The sequence below is a fragment of the Nostoc sp. TCL240-02 genome (assembly GCF_013343235.1).
Classification (GTDB): domain Bacteria; phylum Cyanobacteriota; class Cyanobacteriia; order Cyanobacteriales; family Nostocaceae; genus Nostoc.
The window spans coordinates 4,547,246-4,562,941 of sequence record NZ_CP040094.1 but is presented as its reverse complement, the minus strand read 5'-3'; the positions used below and the strand labels follow the sequence as shown (position 1 = coordinate 4,562,941).

Genomic DNA, 15,696 nt, shown 5'->3' with positions numbered 1-15,696 from the left:
AATTGTTAATGCAAAAATTTTCTCTTGCTCCCCTGCTCCCCTGCTCCTCTGCGTTTTTTCTCCAGACTCAAGAGTTTATCATAACCCCTTGGGGGCTAAGTGGGGTACAAAATGTCAGACAGCCAAATATACCCCACTTAGCACCTATATACACCCTATATAGGGGTCAAAATGTCTCCAAAGCCCTGAGATAATGTTGGGGTATATATAGCCCCCATATAGCCCCCAACAGGAATGTTTGAAATCTTTTTTATCAACGTAGCAGAAATTAAATTAGATCATTGTTGACTCTTTGATTTATACTTTACTGTTACTCTTTTGTTGAAAAGCAATTCAGTCTTGATCTCTAAGTTATTGCTGAATACGTAACTCAGGGTCAGTACTTGCTTAGAGGTTCAGCTTTCTCGACTGAATTATCATTCACGCCCAAAGTCAATTGCAAAGGAGTTCTTTGGGGGTAAGCTTTTACTACTTGCCGATAAACATCATAATTAGTAGGTAGTGTCTTTTGTAAATTACCCACTCCGTAGATCAGTTTGTACTGAACATCTTTCACCAATTCAGGTTTGCCTGCCTCTTCTTGAGGTCTTTTGCGTTGTTCAACTTCATCAACACTTGGTCGCGGTGGTAAAGTAGGCCACCATAACCCTCTGTCATCGGGGCCAATAACTGCTCCTGCCGGTTTCAATCCATTCCGATTCAACACTGAAGTATTCGCAAAGATTTCAATACGTGGCTGTGGTTGACTTGTTAGGTTATTCGCATACTTTACTTGCCAGGTGTAACTGTTGAGTGCTGTAGCTTCATACTGTTCAGCAGTAGTAGTACTGCAACTAGTTAATGTCAGTGCCGTTAGTGCAGTTATTATTGAGGGTAAAATTTTCAACTTTTGCATTATTAATCGTAAATATCTCTTACTAATCACTTTTGAAGAGGGAGTGTGCCATCATTGCTGCCAAGGTGAAGGAATCGCCGTAATAGAAAGTACTTCCCTTGCTTCCAGCCTAATCGCTGTTTGCTCACAGTTGGGGCATTTTACCTTTGTGAAAATCACTCTTTGGTCGTCCTTTGTACTCGCCCATTACGGGATCTCCAGTGTACTCGCTGATTATCCCTTGCTTGCAGTGGTAGCACTCGAATATCACACGCCCTACCTCTGAGTTGCAATCCAGGAATTGCATGTGCTGACAGGGCTCTGGCGGTAATTCTGGTTCTTCGGATCGGTCTTGGAAGGGTATATGAGGTTTGGTTGCTGGTGGTAAATCTATTTTTTTCTTGTTGCGCTTGCCAGTCATCTGCGGCTCAACTTTTGGCGGCTTCATGGGTTTTTCCTCGACAGGGGGATAGTCAGGCTGTTACTGAGTTTTTAGTTATTCATCAACTAAAGTCAAATCAGATTTAACAGATGAGGTAGTGGGTTTGGGCTGTTGCTGTTTTGATGGTTTAGATGGACGTTGGGTTGATTTCAATTTAATTTTGTTTATTTCTCAATCCTTAAAAAATGTGTCGTATTTTAAAATACTACAGAAATAGGTGACAAATACAAATGCATGATATACATTTTTCAAAAGCTTAATGTCGAATTTCAAAATCCGACAAAAAAACTGATATGAAGCAGATAGTTCTCTCACTGATAGCTAACGCAGGCGGTGTAGGTAAAACTACACTCAGTGTACATCTTGCATACGAGATAGTTCGGCGTGGCTTTTCCGTAGCAATACTTGACTTAGATCCACAACGCTCTTTAGATGTGTTTTGTGGGATACCACCTGCTGAAGTATCTAATACTTTAGTCAAAGCATTATCCAAAGATTTTAAGGGGGATTGGAAATTAATTTCGGTTTGGGAAGAATCAAAAATTCAAGTTTGCCAAGGACATCCATTAATGGCTGAAATGGCCAACGAATTAGTAATTAGGAAACGAGGAGAGTACACACTTAGCGATCGCTTAAAAAACTACCCATTACCTCATAACTTAGTAATCTTGGATTGTCCGGCCACATTGGGAATGCTGAATGTTAATGCTTTAGCCGCTTCAACTCACATATTAGTTCCAGTGCAATTAGAAATGAAAGCGATTTCTGGTTCAGCAGAATTGGTAGAATGGTGCATTTCAACCAGTGATGAGTTACAGTTATCACCTCGTCCACCAATTTTAGGGTTTGTGCCAAGTATGTATGATGATACCGTAGCGATGCACAGACAATATCTAGAGCAATTACCAGAAATCACTGAACATTTACAATTGAAACTTTACCCCAAAGTTCGTAGTTCCAATGAATTCAAAAATGCTAGCGCTCACGGGCTACCTTTACAAAAATACCGTCCCAAACATCCTGCTTGTAAAGATTTTAAGCAAATTACAGATGATTTAGTTGCTTTAATTAAGGAGAAAAAATAATCGTGGCTTTGCCTAAAATTGCTAGTAAATTTAGTAGTGCAGTTCAAAAAACTGAGCAAGAACAAAAAATTGCTGAACTTCAAATAGAAATAGAAAGACTCAGAACCGCACAATCTCCTGAATTAGAGAATGAACTGCAAAAACTCCGAGAACAACTTCAAAATCAATCAGGAGAAGTACAAGTTGATTTAAATCTCATTGACCCGAATCCTAATCAGCCTCGGCAGACAATTACACCAGAATTAATACAAGCAAAAGCACGATTACTCAAAAAACACGGGCAGATTTCAGCAGTCATCTTAGTCAGACAGAGTAATGGTCGTTACATACTGTTAGATGGGCAGCTACGTACTGAAGGAGCTAAATTACTAGGCTGGTCAACTATTCGTGCAGTAATAGTGGCAATGCCTAATGACTTAGATCAATCTGCATTATTAACTTTTCTTGGCTTTGAAGACTTGAATCCTTTAGATAAAGCAGAGGCAGTATTTAAAGAAGTAATGAAGTCCGCTAATTTGTCAATGGATGAAGTTTCCACAATGTTGGGAACGGTAATTAAAAGAATAGAGAGAAATGGAAATAGTAAAGAGCTAGCAAAATTGATGGCTGTTAGCGTTGATGAACAGCAACAGGGCTTAGAACTATTGGAAATTACAGGCAAAGAACAGAGTCTACTACTAGTGCTGCTAGAGTTAGGGTTAAATCCTAGTTCTGTGAAAGCTAATCTAATGCCGATGCTTTATCTGCCTGAAGATTTAAAACAGGTCATCAGGCAGCATGGACTCAAAGGCGCTCATGCTTTAGCATTGGCAACTCTATCTGCCAAGGCATTAGACATCTCCGAAAATCAAGCAGCATCAGAACGGATTGCAGCAACAGATGAAGTCTTGAAGAAAAATCTGACAGTAACAGAAACTCGTGAACTGGTTAGAAAAATTAAGATCAAGTATTTAAAGTCAAATGAACAAGAGTTAAAAGAGGTAAAAATAATATTTCAAAAAGTTAATGGAATTTCTGGAGATTTGCTTAAAAAAGCTAGTAGTAAACAACTTCACGAAATGCGCTCTCTTTTTCAGGAGAAATTACAAGAAATTGACAAAGTTATTGCTACAAGTAAATAAATTCAATATTCTTACTTTTACTTTTACAAATTGTTTCATAGAAGTAAGTTAATCGGAGAAATTAGGGTGAGTTTTCGATGACACTAATACTGGGTGTGTAGTTTAGTATTTATGTACTATATTTTGTTGAATTCCAGTATTATATACAATAATGTGCTGTGCGGCATCTGAATCATAAGCAATGTCCACTCCTCCTAATCTTTCCCCTCAACAAGTAAGCGCCTTTCCTCAACACGAAACAATCACCGGAGTCGTAGAACGCCTAACTTTTTACTCTGCTGAATCGGGTTACACTGTGGCAAGGCTGACCCGTCCCCGTAGCAACGAACTGACAACAATTGTTGGCAGCTTTGCTAATATCCAGCCAGGGCAGACCTTACAACTAACTGGTTTCTGGCATGACCATCCCCAATTTGGGCCACAGTTCCAAGTAGTCAACTACAAAGAAACCAAACCAGCCACTCTCACTGGGATTGAGAAATACCTTGGTAGTGGGCTGATTAAAGGTGTTGGGCCAGTCACAGCAAGACGGATTGTTGCCCACTTTGGGCTAGAAACCCTCGACATCATCGAAGACCAGATTGAACGACTGATTGAAGTCCAGGGTATTGCCAAAAAGCGGATCACTCTTATCAAAAACGCCTGGGAAACTCAGAAAGCTATCAAAGAAGTGATGGTGTTTCTCCAGGGGCATGGCGTTTCTACCACTTATGCTGTGAAGATTTACAAGCAATATAAGGATGAGGCGATCGCCACTGTTACCAAAAACCCCTACCAGCTAGCAGCCGATATCTATGGGATCGGTTTTCTGACTGCTGACAAGATTGCGAGAAATATAGGAATTGCACCGGACTCAGAATTTCGTTATCGTGCGGGGATTGTCCACTGTCTAAGTGTTGCCGCCGAAGATGGTCACTGTTACCTGCCACAAAGCGAACTGATTGAGTCGGTAATCAAACTGCTGACAACCGAATCTCATCAGCCCACAGAAGAAGCAATTGCACAAATCATCAAAGATATGGCTCTAACAGACGAGCTGATTAGAGAACGGGATGAAGAAAAAAGGCTACTTTGCTATAAGCCGACTTACTTTCATACGGAACAGAATTTAGCTCAACTGATACGCCAACGCTTGGAAAATTCTGTTGGTACTGACATTGAGCGTGTGCGTGATTGGATTGAGCGCTTTACTGCTAGCCGTAAAATTCAGCTTTCAGAACAGCAACGCCAAGCTGTAGAAACAGCAGCCTATTCCAAAATCATGATTTTGACTGGTGGCCCTGGCGTTGGAAAGACCTTCACAACTCACACCATTGTCAGCCTGTGGAAAGCAATGGGTAAATCTATTGCTCTAGCTGCACCCACTGGACGGGCTGCTCAACGCTTAGGTGAAATGACTGGGCTAGAAGCCAAAACCATACATCGCTTGTTAGAATTTGACCCCCGCTCAAGGGGTTTCAAGCGCGATAGCGAAGATCCTTTGCCACACACGGCAATTATCGCTGACGAAGCTTCGATGCTTGATTTGTTTCTGGCTTACTCCTTAGTTAAAGCAGTACTAGCTGGCGCTTTACTGTTGTTGGTGGGTGATATTGACCAGTTACCGTCTGTAGGGCCAGGTCAAATACTGGCTGACTTGATCAATTCTGGTCGTGTGCCCGTGGTGCGCTTGACCCAGGTATTCCGCCAAGCTCAAACAAGTGCCATTGTCACTGCTGCTCACCAAATTAATCGAGGAATTTATCCCACGATTGAACCGATTTCGGACAATCCTGTGTCTGACTGTATTTGGCACGGCGGCGGACATCAGCCCGAACATGGTGTACAGGCAATTTGCGAGTTGATTACCGATTTGATTCCACGCTTAGGTTTTAATCCTGCCACTGATGTCCAAGTGCTTTGCCCGATGACACGGGGAGTTGTGGGTACTCGCAATCTTAATACCGTGTTGCAGCAGTTGATTAATCCACCTGCCCCCGACAAGGTGGAGATTAACAGAGGTGGGAATTTGTTACGCGAGGGCGATCGCATTATCCAGTTGACTAACGACTACAACCGCGAAGTCTTCAACGGTGACTTGGGAATAATCCAAGCCATTGATACTGTCGAGCAGGAAGTTACAATACTGTATGGTGAGCGGACTGTGGTTTACGATTACGCTGACCTGAATGAAATTGCCCTTGCCTGGAGCATTTCGATTCATAAAAGCCAAGGCTCAGAATATCCGGTGATAGTTCTGCCAATCTATATGCAGCACTATATGATGTTGACCCGAAACCTGTTTTACACCGGGCTGACCCGTGCCAAGAAGTTAGCGATCATTGTTGGAGCGAAAAAAGCGATATCTCTGGCGGTGCGCTCTACTGAAGACCAACAGCGTTACACAAGGTTGAAGCAGAGGTTACTTCAGGCAGGACTGAATTGTTAAAAATAAAAAAGTTTATTGAATTATTTGATTTATACTTTTAAATCCCCTGGTAAAAAAAGCCGAAAAGTTTGTATGTCCAGCCTCAGTTCAGACATGGTTCGCATCTATTTGCAAGTCCCTTGGTCAGTATCCTTTATTGAAGCCAGAGGAAGAAATTGCTTATGGTAGACAGGTACAAGAAATGATTGCCATTGAGCAATTGAGCAATCTAAAATCGTAGCAGGGGGGGTGGGGTTAGCAAAGGGTAGCTCATTCAGCACTTGCAAGAACTTTAGCGATGAAGGCACTTGCCGTTCAAACCGCCACTTGTGGCGGCGCTCAACACAGCTTGACTAACATAAACTGTTAGAGAGAGAAGAAGGATTGAACTGAATGAATAATAGCTCCATGAACAACAACCCTGCCACCCCTGCTGCACAATGTCCCTTCCGGGGAACCCGCATTGGCGGCGCGCTCGGCTCCAAGCCGCAAGTCGATGATTGGTGGCCGAACCGACTTCAGGTCGAACTGCTTCACCAAAATTTGCCCCAAGCTAACCCACTGCGAGATTTCGATTACAAAGGAGCCTTCGCGAAAATTGACTTTGAACTGTTGAAGAGCGATATCAAAGCGCTGCTGACCGATTCAAAGGACTGGTGGCCCGCCGACTATGGGAATTATGGACCTCAGATGATTCGCATGGCGTGGCACTCAGCAGGCACCTACCGGATCGCAGACGGTCGAGGTGGAGCGAGTCAGGGTCTGCAACGCTTCGCACCTATCAATTCGTGGTGGGATAATGGAAACACAGATAAATCACGACGGCTGCTCTGGCCTATCAAGCAGAAATATGGTGCGGCACTAAGCTGGGCCGATCTGATGGTTCTGACGGGCAACTGCGCGCTCGAAATCATGGGGTTTAAGACCTTCGGTTTTGGTGGCGGTCGCATCGATGCCTGGGAGGCGGATCGCGCGACATACTGGGGACCCGAATTCTGGAACGGCGATCCAGTTGATGATGTTAAGGAACACCCTGGTCATCCTGACGAGATGGTCACTCGCACGATTCGGTGGGTTGGAAAACCGGACGAGCAATACTACGACCTCGAAAACCCACTAGCGGCTTCGCACCAAGCGCTAATTTACGTCAATCCAGAGGGTCCAAACGCTGAAGGCGACCCATCTGGCTCGGCGCGAGACATTCGCGAGACTTTTGCGCGGATGGGCATGAATGACGAAGAAACTGTCGCGCTGATTGCAGGCGGTCATGCCTTTGGCAAAAGTCACGGCATGGTCTCGCCGGACAAGATTGGTCCAGCACCGGAAGCTGCGCCGATTCAGGCGATGGGCTTAGGGTGGCAGAACCCTGAAGGCACTGGGTTTGCCGAATATACGATGACGAACGGGATTGAAGGATCGTGGACTCCAAACCCAACCCAGTGGGACAATAGTTACCTAACGAATCTTTTTAAGTACGAATGGGAACAAACAAAGAGTCCAGTAGGTGCGATTCAGTGGAAGCCGAGCAATCCTGATGCGCCGAAGACACCGGACGCTCATCTGCTGGGTATTGAGCACCCGTTAATGATGATGACTTCGGACATTGCGTTAAAGGTCGATCCGGCCTATCACGAGATTTGTCAGCGCTTCTTGGGTGATTTTGATTACTTCAGCGATGCGTTCGCACGCGCCTGGTATAAGCTGATCCATCGGGATATGGGTCCGAAAACGCGCTATCTTGGTCCGGAAGTCCCAGAGGAAGATTTGATCTGGCAAGATCCAATTCCGGCACTGGATCATGATGTCGTTGATGCTGCCGATATCAAGTCTCTCAAGGATCGGATTTTAGCGAGTGGACTCTCGGTTTCGGCGCTCGTGTCAGCCGCTTGGGCGGCGGCATCGAGTCACCGCCATTCCGACAAGCGCGGCGGCGCAAATGGGGCGCGCCTTCGCCTCAATCCTCAGAAGGACTGGGAAATGAATCGCCCGCAGGAACTCGGCGAGGTGCTATCGACCCTTGAGCAAATTCAGGCGGAGTTTAACGGCGCTCAGTCGGGCAACAAAAAAATCTCGATCGCAGACCTAATCGTCCTCGGTGGTTGTGCTGCGGTCGAGAAGGCTGCACAAGAGGCTGGACTTTCCGTTGCCGTCCCGTTTACTCCGGGGCGGATGGATACGACTCAGGAGCTGACAGATGTTGAAATGTTTAATTGGCTGAAGCCAGTTTCGGATGGTTTCAGAAATTATCACAATGAGGCGGTCGGCTATAAGGTGAAGCCAGAGCGTATCTTCCTGGATCGAGCGCAGCTCCTCACGCTGACCGCACCCGAATGGACGGTTCTAGTTGGCGGACTTCGGGCGCTCGATCAGAACTGGAACTATTCAAAGCACGGTAGCTTCACTGACCGACCGGGTGTCTTGACCAATGACTTTTTCCGTGTCCTGACCAGTATGGACTACGAGTGGAAGCCTGTTGACAATCGCGAGATGCTTTTTGACATCTGCGATCGCGAGACCGGTGCAGCGAAGTTCATCGCAACCCGCTGCGATCTCATCTTCGGCTCAAACGCCCAACTGCGTCAGATTGCTGAAGTCTATGGCGCTGATGATGGTCACGAGCGGATGGTCAAGGACTTCGTTGCAGCCTGGAACAAGGTAATGATGCTTGATCGCTTCGACGTTGACGCTGAACAGACCCGCTAAAGTCTTGAGCGCTCAACACGCCCGAACTCCACGGGTGTATCGCTGCGCTTTGAAGAACTCACCGTGGATAAGAACGCTCCTTATCCACGGGCAGCACAGATGTAGGGTGTTGATTTTGCTCGATAAACTCTCAACAAGTATTTTCATGCAGTTTCTTACCCTTTGCGATCGCATCTATAAGTTGCGGGGGAATAAGAAGTTGGAAGATGCCATACCCATCTGTTATTTTATGACCAGTTCATAAGCCATCCTCAGTTGGTAGCCAATTTTGTCATAGTTATGGATAAATCACGAATTAAGACCTGCGATGAATGTAGTAGCTTATATTACCAAGAAACCTCAAAGATGAGTTCCTTGTGTCCACAATGCTCTCATGTACTATATAGCTCACTGGCACGTTCTTCTGAAAGTGGAAATATCTCCTCCTCCGTCTTTAGATTACCTCGACAAATTGTCCGCTTACCTTCATTTCGGACAATAAAATCACACTCGTGTTTGAGCGAAAAATAAGCTGATGTATTTATTAGATACATCAGCTTTTGACTTATCCCAAGATTTCAATCACAGCCGCCAGAATAGCTGGGGCTTTGTCTGAAACCGGAATGAATACTCGTTTTTTCCAGTTGATGATCTCGGTGAAACATCCAACAGCTAAGAGCCGCTCTGCCACTGAGATAGCATTAACCAGTTCTATGCGAGCTTCATTAGCAATCAAAGAACGTCGCAAGGTTACGCCACCCGGCAACTGCTGTGTATATCTCTCGTTGAGTACCAGCTTCACAAGTTCTTCTGGAGAAAGCAGCTGGTTCCTGAGTCCAAGTTGTTCGCGCACAGTTTGGATGTCGGAAGCATTCACCACCCGACCGAGAATCTTTTGTCCATCGCTGGTTTGCAACCGGAAGACTCGACTATTTTGCTGTGGTAGGATTTTCCAGATGGGCAACAAAATACCAGTTACCAAATGCAGGTAATCGGTAGTGAACTTGGGTAATTCGTTTACTTCAGTAGACCAAGCAGTAGTAAACGCATCAATAGAAACTTGCCCCCATGTGGAAGATTCCAAGTCTTGGACTGGTACGCGAGTTTCTTTCTGTGGACGAATCAGCAAAACTCTTGGGACAACACCACCATCAGCATCGTAGATACTATGTGTCGGAATTGACACAGCAGCATGACCAGACTTGGTGTTAACCATCAATTTCCCCTGGTACATACTGGCAAACTCAAGCATTTCGTCAGCCGTTATGATGTTATTCTTCTGAGTGCGTTCTATCTTGAGATAGTTCGTTATGCTACCTGTGGCAGGGTGGGTGTACACAGCTTCCTGGCTCTCAACAGTAAACCGTTCAGCCCGTAAAGTCTCCACACCCATCTCATATACACCAGCCGCGATCGCTGCTTCAATCTGTTGACTTAGCAACAACTCAAAACGCTCGAAAATGATGTTTTGCATATCGATGCGTAAAGCCAGCAGCCGATTAAGGAATTGCCGCAATGGGGGCAAGTCGATTTTCATCCCGCCTTCATGAGAGGTTAAGCACAATCCAGTCATTTGCTCAAACTTTCCTAAAGGGACTTCATAAAATCGACCTTGGAATATCTGCTTGAACAGTTCATACAGTGCATATTCGGCGTAGTTTGACTCAAGGTTATCTTTGTTTGAAAATATTCCGTTACCTCCGGTTTGCCTTTGCCCCCTTGTGAGTGCGCCCAAGCTATCCAGCCTTCGAGCGATGGTTGAGATAAAGCGGCGTTCACCGATGACGTTAGTGGTAACAGGTCTGAACACGGGTGCTGATGCTTGGTTGGTGCGGTGCGAGCGCCCTAAACCTTGGATGGCATTGTCTGCTCTCCAGCCGGCTTCCAACAAATAATGCGATCGCCGCCGACGATTCACAGCATTTAGATCAGCATGATAACTTCTGCCTGTGCCACCAGCGTCACTGAAGATGAGGATTTGTTTGTCTCCTTGCATAAACGCAGCAGTCTCAGCAATATTCGCCCCACTACCCCGTGAATCAACGAACAAACGCCCTGAATCATCTTTCAAAACTCGCTTGCTACGACCCGTAACTTCAGCCACTTGCTTATTACCAAAATGCCACAGCAATTGTTCTAATGCGCCGGGAATGGGATCAAGACTTGCTAACTTATCGACTAAAGCATCTCTCAAAGCTACAGCTTCTTGGGAAATAACTGGAGAGCCATCAGCGTCAAAGACCGACTCGGATCTTTCTTCTCCATCAACGCCAGAATGAATGGAATGCAGATGAACAGGGAAAGCACTCATCAGGTAATCCATCACATATTCTCGTGGGGTCAAGTCAAGATTGAGATCCTTCCATTCGGAAGCCGTAACTTCATCAAGTCGTCGTTTCAAAAGCTCTTCATTAGTCGAAACTATTTGAATGACAATTGCAAGACCTTGGGCTAGATCCTGCTCAATCGCTTTGATCAGGGTGGGGCATTTCATCCCGGTCAGCAGATGATTGAAGAATCTCTGTTTATGGCTTTCAAACTGCGACTTAGCAGACATCTTAGCAGCACGATTGTACGTTTTTGCGCCAGTTATATTGCAAGCTTCTAACGCTTTGTGGAGGTTATTATGAATAATTTGAAAATATCGGAGTCTAAATGGATTGTAGGGTAAATTTTACAAGTATTTTTATTACGAATGCACACAGGGAGGAGATTCAGTTCAAAGTATAGAATCTTCTTTGGCTCCTACAGCTTTTAATGTAGCTCTCTGAATTTTTGTTAAGCCGATTACATTTGTAATGTTCATACCTTCATAAGGACGAGGGATTCTTAAAGTTTTATTTTCAATTACCTCTTTAGTTTCTACACTATGATAAATCTTGATAGTCTCGTCATCACTACCACTAACTAAAAATTTCCCATCTGGACTAAAAGCGATTGACCTTATACCTTTGGTGTGATTTGAAAAAACTTTTTCACATTTACGAGTTGAGGTATGCCACAATCTTAATGTTTGATCTTCACTACCACTAGCTAAAAATTTCCCATCTGGACTAAAAGCGATTGTTCGTACCCAACTAACATGCTCTCGTAAAATTTTAAGGCATCTTCCTGATTTGACATTCCATAATCGTAATGTCTTATCTTCACTACCGCTAGCAAGAATTTTACTATCTGGGCTGAAGGAGATTGATCTTACTGGACTAGTATGACCAGATAGAATTTTTTCACATTCTCCAGTCTTGACATTCCATAGTCGAATTGTGCGATCACCACTACCGCTAGCTAAAATCTTACCATCTGGACTAAAGGTGACAGACCACAACCATTTGTGATGACCTTTTAAACTATTCAAACGCTTAGGCTCATTCTTTAAATCAGTCCATAAGTGAAGAATATGATCTTCACCGCTAGCCAAAATCTTACCGTCAGGACTGAAAGCAATTGATCGCACTGGATTATTAAAGTTTAGAAAATGATGCAGAGCTTTACCCGTTGCAATATCCCACAGTATAATTTTGCAATCATTACCACCACTTGCTAGTATCTCAGCATCAGGGCTATAAGCAAGAGTTAGAACTCGGTCAGTATGACCTTGTAAAACACTTAGACATTCACCAGTGATAACATCCCATAATTGTAATGTTTGGTCTCTGCTAGCACTAGCTAGCACAGTATTTTTACAAAAAGCAATTGACTGAACCTGATTTACAGCTTCTTGCAAAATAGGATTTTGACCAATTAAAGTTTTACCATCAGGACTGAATAAAACTGATTTAACCCAAGCCCGATCAGCATTTTCTTCTAAAGATATGCTTTCACCAGTTTCAACATTCCATAACTTAATTTGTTGATCTTCGCTACCACAAGCCAGAGTTTTACCATCAGGACTGAAAGTTATTGACCTAACTGGACTCTTATTTAGTTGTAGAGTTTTACTACATTCTCCGGTATCAACATTCCATAACTTAACTGTACAATCAGTACTACCACTGGCTAAAATTTTATCACTTGGGCTAAAAGTAACATTTAATACCCAATCGTTATGCCCACTTAAATTACATAAGCATTTTTTCGTGTTTACATCCCATAATCGTATTTTTTGATCTTCACTAGCACTAGCAAGAACTTTAGAGTCACTACTAAACACAATTGATCTAACAGGGCCGAGGTGTCCTTTTAAAACTCCAATTTGTTTACTACTAAGGACATCCCACAATATAACTGTGCTATCACCACTACTACTAGCTAATGTTTTACCATCAGGACTAAAAATAACAGACCAGATCCAGCCTGTGTGTCCTGGAAGAGCGTAATGCAATTTGCCCGTAGCAGTTTCCCATAAATGTATTGTGTTATCCTCACTACCACTAGCTAATATATCTCCTTTAGGATTAAAGGTAACTGTGCGTACTGGAGCTTTATGACCTTTAAGAGTTGAAATATGATGGGGAGCATCTCACTTTTTAAAGTGGCTCAAACTGACAATAATCCATTGAGGTAAGCACAGCGATGGGCTAGGACTTGAGGCACATTTTCTGGGAGCATCCCAGTTTTTTGCAAAGAAGACGAAAATCAGTCAGGATAGGTAAGACGAGTGTATTTACTTACCGATGACCCCAGAACAAAAGCAAGCTCTTCAAAAACATATTCAGGCGATTGCTAAAATATTGTATGAAGATACGTCAAAAGAAAAGCTCACAAATCTTGCAGCAATTGAAGAAGCAGTGCGGAGTCAAATGCAGAAGCATGTTATGCCAGAAGTAGGGGTTTTTTTATCGAAACGATTACAGGGACAACCGCAGGATACCAACGACGGCTCAAAAGCATTCTTGGAGAGTTAGCAATAACGACAAAAAAAGCCATTGAATTAGAAGTCGCACCAAGTACTCAACTGAGTCCATATCTAGAAACTTGTTGTTTGAGGGTAAGTGCGAATGTCAGCTATGAAGATGCGGCATCAGACATCAAGTATTTTACGGGCATAGAGGTTTCTCACAGCAGTCAACAGAGATTAGTGCATCGCCAGAATTTTGAGTTGCCAACACCAGAACAGACAATTGAAGAATTAAGCGTCGATGGTGGAAACATCCGTGTCCGAACTCCTAAAGGTCAAATATGTGCATGGCTTGGCTATAAAGCAATTAGCTTACATCATCTCGGAATCTTGGGAACTTCATTTCAGAATAATCAGATTGTGATTGATTGGGTTAATGACCAACCACTGGCTAGCCCACTCACTTGTATTGGTGATGGACATGACGGCATTTGGAATATAATTGACCAATTAGCACCTGATGCACAACGTCGAGAAATACTTGATTGGTTCCATTTAATAGAAAACCTCCACAAAGTTGGGGGTTCACAAAAACGCTTGAAACAAGCACAAAATCTACTATGGAAAGGCCAAGTTGAGGCTACTATTGCCTTATTTACAGATTGTAAAGGCAAACAAGTACAAAACTTTTGCCGTTATCTTGATAAGCATCGCAATCGCATTATCAACTACGAATATTATCAAGCTGAAGAAATTTGTTCAATTGGTTCAGGTTCAGTTGAATCTGCCGTTAAACAGGTTGACCGTCGAACAAAAATTTCCGGGGCACAATGGAAACGAGAAAATGTGCCTCAAGTCCTAGCCCATCGCTGTGCTTACCTCAATGGATTATTGTCAGTTTGAGCCACTTTAAAAAGTGAGATGCTCCCCCCGTAAAAGAATGTTTGTAAAGTTATGAGAGTGGAAGAACCAATTGATTAACTAATATTTGATTTGCTCTATTTATAAGCGATTGCGCCCCATCAAATGGGAATCATGTTATGTAATTGCATTCCTGGGCACCATGAAATTATTGCATTTTCTCAAATCCAGACCAATCATTATAGTCTTAGCAATTGCAGTAAACATCACTGTCATTGATGTACATTCTTCTACTTCAAATTTTCCCATAAGGAAGAGTACAATTACTCAGTCCCAACCACAGATTCAACTTGTTCACACACTGACTGGGCATAAAAAAGTGACTTTTGGTGTTCGAGCCGTTGCGATTAGCTCAGATGGGGAAACCCTAATTACTGGAGGTAGAGATGATACAATTAAATTCTGGAATTTACGTACTGGGAAATTGCTGCATAGTTTAGACGCTCACTCAGATGGTATTACTTCAATAGCTATTAGTCCAGATGGCAAGCGAATTGTAACTGGTGGGATAAGCACCCCAACAATGAAGGTTTGGGATTTACGCACTTTCCTTATGCTTGACAGCGACAGTGGGCATACCCAACCAGTAGAAACCGTTGCGATTAGTTCAGATGGTAGATTGATTGCTAGTGGCAGTGACGATGGCACAATCAAGCTTTGGGATTTACACACGCTTAAGCTGCTTGATACCATGACTGCACACTCAGGATTTGTGAGTAAAGTTGCATTTAGCCCTGATATGCAAACCCTTGTGAGTAGTGGGGGTGGCGATGATAATACAATTAGGCTGATTGATTTACAAACAAAAAAAACACGCCATATTCTCAAAGGACACAAAACCGGAGTTGATGCTATTGCCATTACTCCAGATAGCAAAAAGCTTGTTACTGGTAGTTTTGGTCAGCTAGTTTCTCGAAATCGTGCAATTAGTACTCTGAAGTTATGGAATCTTCAAACTGGAAAACTGCTGCATGAGTTTGCTGATAATTTTAGTTCAGTTGAATCTCTTGTGATTAGCCCCGATGGAAAAATTCTAATCTGCGGCAATTATGATGGCACTATTAAACTGTGGAGCCTAGACACGCTCAAATTGCTGGGCACCTTTGAAGATGGTTCTAGTTCCGTTTTAAGGGTTGCTATTAGCCCAGATGGAAAGCTTCTTGCCAGTAGCAATGAGGACAGCATTATCCATATCTGGCAATTCAATTAAGGCAATGAGCATAAGGCAATGAGCAGACCTGCCAATGGTAACGGTAAATAACTCTCTTCATACAAGTCACAATACCAATTACTATTACTACAAGCAGTCCAAGAGCAACAAGAAAAATTTTTCTGACACTCATTAGTCTCACATTTGCTTATCAACAAGGTTCAGCATAAAAGCCAA

The 15,696-nt window shown here is 43.4% G+C and carries 11 protein-coding genes and 1 pseudogene; 7 read left to right on the top strand and 5 right to left on the bottom strand.

Going from position 1 to position 15,696, the window contains the following annotated elements; all coding sequences use genetic code 11:
* Window positions 1-376 precede the first annotated feature (376 nt).
* Together FBB35_RS19525 and FBB35_RS19520 are read right to left on the bottom strand one after the other, a co-directional pair.
* On the bottom strand, window positions 377-895 hold the full coding sequence (locus FBB35_RS19525; protein ID WP_174711006.1) for a hypothetical protein: 519 nt from the start codon (window positions 893-895) through the stop codon (window positions 377-379).
* Window positions 896-1,019: 124 nt separating this feature from the next.
* Window positions 1,020-1,322 (bottom strand): hypothetical protein, encoded by a 303-nt coding sequence (locus tag FBB35_RS19520; protein WP_254625627.1) that lies wholly within the window; start codon window positions 1,320-1,322, stop codon window positions 1,020-1,022.
* 287 nt (window positions 1,323-1,609) lie between these two features.
* Here FBB35_RS19520 and FBB35_RS19515 point away from each other — a divergent pair, with 287 nt between their 5' ends.
* From FBB35_RS19515 to katG, 5 genes are all read left to right on the top strand, one after another.
* Window positions 1,610-2,401, top strand: coding sequence for a ParA family protein (locus tag FBB35_RS19515; protein ID WP_114086238.1), 792 nt, complete (start codon window positions 1,610-1,612; stop codon window positions 2,399-2,401).
* A gap of 2 nt (window positions 2,402-2,403) precedes the next feature.
* Window positions 2,404-3,522, top strand: a complete 1,119-nt coding sequence (locus FBB35_RS19510) for a ParB N-terminal domain-containing protein (protein ID WP_174711005.1) — start codon at window positions 2,404-2,406, stop codon at window positions 3,520-3,522.
* 181 nt (window positions 3,523-3,703) lie between these two features.
* Complete coding sequence (locus FBB35_RS19505) at window positions 3,704-5,950, top strand: ATP-dependent RecD-like DNA helicase (protein WP_174711004.1); 2,247 nt, start codon at window positions 3,704-3,706, stop codon at window positions 5,948-5,950.
* Between the two features lie 136 nt (window positions 5,951-6,086).
* A complete protein-coding gene (locus FBB35_RS34865) occupies window positions 6,087-6,170 on the top strand; it encodes a hypothetical protein (protein ID WP_254625998.1) in 84 nt (27 codons plus the stop codon).
* Window positions 6,171-6,322: 152 nt separating this feature from the next.
* Window positions 6,323-8,632, top strand: coding sequence for a catalase/peroxidase HPI (gene katG / locus FBB35_RS19495; protein ID WP_254625626.1), 2,310 nt, complete (start codon window positions 6,323-6,325; stop codon window positions 8,630-8,632).
* Window positions 8,633-9,176: 544 nt separating this feature from the next.
* On the opposite strand, the gene FBB35_RS19490 is transcribed toward katG, so the two are convergent.
* The 3 genes and pseudogenes from FBB35_RS19490 to FBB35_RS35820 all read right to left on the bottom strand — a co-directional run.
* Entirely contained in the window at window positions 9,177-11,168 is a 1,992-nt protein-coding gene (locus FBB35_RS19490; RefSeq protein ID WP_254625625.1) for a strawberry notch C-terminal domain-containing protein, read from the bottom strand.
* Window positions 11,169-11,330: 162 nt separating this feature from the next.
* On the bottom strand, window positions 11,331-12,932 hold the full coding sequence (locus FBB35_RS19485; RefSeq protein ID WP_174711003.1) for a WD40 repeat domain-containing protein: 1,602 nt from the start codon (window positions 12,930-12,932) through the stop codon (window positions 11,331-11,333).
* A 30-nt stretch (window positions 12,933-12,962) separates the two neighbouring features.
* Window positions 12,963-13,055, bottom strand: a pseudogene (locus FBB35_RS35820) (WD40 repeat domain-containing protein); the annotation flags it as partial.
* Between the two features lie 169 nt (window positions 13,056-13,224).
* Here FBB35_RS35820 and FBB35_RS19475 point away from each other — a divergent pair.
* Both FBB35_RS19475 and FBB35_RS19470 read left to right on the top strand, forming a co-directional pair.
* Window positions 13,225-14,291 (top strand): ISKra4 family transposase gene (locus tag FBB35_RS19475; protein ID WP_174711002.1). Its coding sequence is split into 2 segments (ribosomal slippage): window positions 13,225-13,381 and window positions 13,381-14,291, totalling 1,068 coding nucleotides; the frame shifts between segments, so codons are not numbered across the junction.
* 160 nt (window positions 14,292-14,451) lie between these two features.
* Window positions 14,452-15,519 (top strand): WD40 repeat domain-containing protein, encoded by a 1,068-nt coding sequence (locus FBB35_RS19470; RefSeq protein WP_174711001.1) that lies wholly within the window; start codon window positions 14,452-14,454, stop codon window positions 15,517-15,519.
* The last annotated feature ends 177 nt before the right edge of the window (window positions 15,520-15,696 follow it).